This window comes from Aquimarina sp. AU119 (assembly GCF_900312735.1).
Taxonomy (GTDB): domain Bacteria; phylum Bacteroidota; class Bacteroidia; order Flavobacteriales; family Flavobacteriaceae; genus Aquimarina; species Aquimarina algiphila.
The window spans coordinates 1-1341 of sequence record NZ_OMPF01000020.1; the positions used below are offsets into that span (position 1 = coordinate 1).

Sequence of the window (1341 nt, forward strand, 5' to 3'; positions counted from 1 at the left end):
GATTGATACCAAGCCCAAATTGGATATTGACCTTTTTCATCTGGTCTTCCAATTCGTTTATTCATTTGAATTTTCATCCAATCATATCCATCTTTAAAATCTGGTTCTACAAATTGCTGCTTTGCTATTAATATTCCTTTGGTTTGTAATTCATTCCATCCATTTTCATCTTGTATTGTCCAAAGTTTAACTTTCATTTAGTTAATTGTAGATAACGTTTAATATATGTGTCGTAGCTGTGCAAATTGTTACTTAGCGATGGACACTTCTGCGCAGATTTTATATATTATTCAGTTTTAAAATCACTGCGCCATCATAAATATACAAAGACCTTTCGATTCATCACCTAGCTGCTATGATCACATATATGTTGTTGTACACTGTTTTTTATTCTAATTCGAAATCCGAAATATTTAATTTTTCAGATTCCATTTTTTTCTCATTTAATATTCGATCAAAAGGAATCCATCCTTTTTTTGTCAATTCATTCGAAACCTTTTCTGCATATGAGTGAGCAAAATTCTCTTTTTCTTGTGATGGAATTTTATCATAGTCCGCCCAAAAGTCATATTCAGAGTCTTTTCTTGAAGGCCTCTCTATTTTTTCCAGATATTCCACATAATGTCCAACTTCGTGAATAAATGTCCGATAAAGCATCGTATTTCTTAATCCATTGATTGTTGGATGAATAGTGAAATCCCTTTTACTTTCAATCATTTTATGTCCGTCACTAAGTAATCTTTCAAACTCCTTTCTATCTTCATTTTTTAGAGATTTGGGCCACTTTATTGTTCTGTTAAAGTCAAAAGATTCCAACATTATGGCAGCTCCTTCGTGCTTATCAATTTCTATAAAATAGTTTAGTCTTCCCCAAACAGGTTTTAAAGTTTCTTCTCGTCTTTTAGGTTGTCTTAAAACAATTAAATTTAAACCTTCCAAATCCCTTGGATTGAGTAGTTCAATAATTTTCGAAATGTCATCTACAGTACAAGGATGAATACTATTCTTTCGGGTTTTTTCTACAAGAAATTTGTATTGTTTACCGTATATATTTCTTTTAACAACAATATATTTCTCAAGTTTCTCCCAAAATATTCGAAGGTCATTCCAACTATTAGAAATTACATTCCGATTATTTTGTCCATAGCCTTGTTTGGCTGTTCCGATATTTTTATTTCTTCTTGTTGGATTAAACATTTTCGTCAATAGTGTACAACGTTTTGTGTAAGTTGCGTTTTAATGCAATTTACACGTTGTTGGCGTTAGTTTTTTACTTTTAATTCAGCGTATTTTTCTTTTCGACAAAATATTTCAGCTTTCATTTCAGTCAGATTAATTTTT

General features: G+C 30.9%; 2 protein-coding genes. Both read right to left on the bottom strand.

Going from position 1 to position 1341, the window contains the following annotated elements; genetic code table 11:
• Positions 1–197: DUF3841 domain-containing protein (locus DK442_RS16700; protein ID WP_160114228.1), on the bottom strand; the 197-nt coding region annotated here is incomplete at its 3' end.
• 190 nt (positions 198–387) lie between these two features.
• The gene (locus DK442_RS16705; protein ID WP_109437044.1) at positions 388–1197 is read right to left on the bottom strand and encodes a hypothetical protein; all 810 of its coding nucleotides are present in this window, start codon (positions 1195–1197) and stop codon (positions 388–390) included.
• Between the last annotated feature and the right edge of the window lie 144 nt (positions 1198–1341).

Excerpts from the sequence above, each read along its gene's own strand:
- DK442_RS16705 (WP_109437044.1), bottom strand. The coding sequence starts at position 1,197 with ATGTTTAATCCAACAAGAAGAAATAAAAATATCGGAACAGCCAAACAA.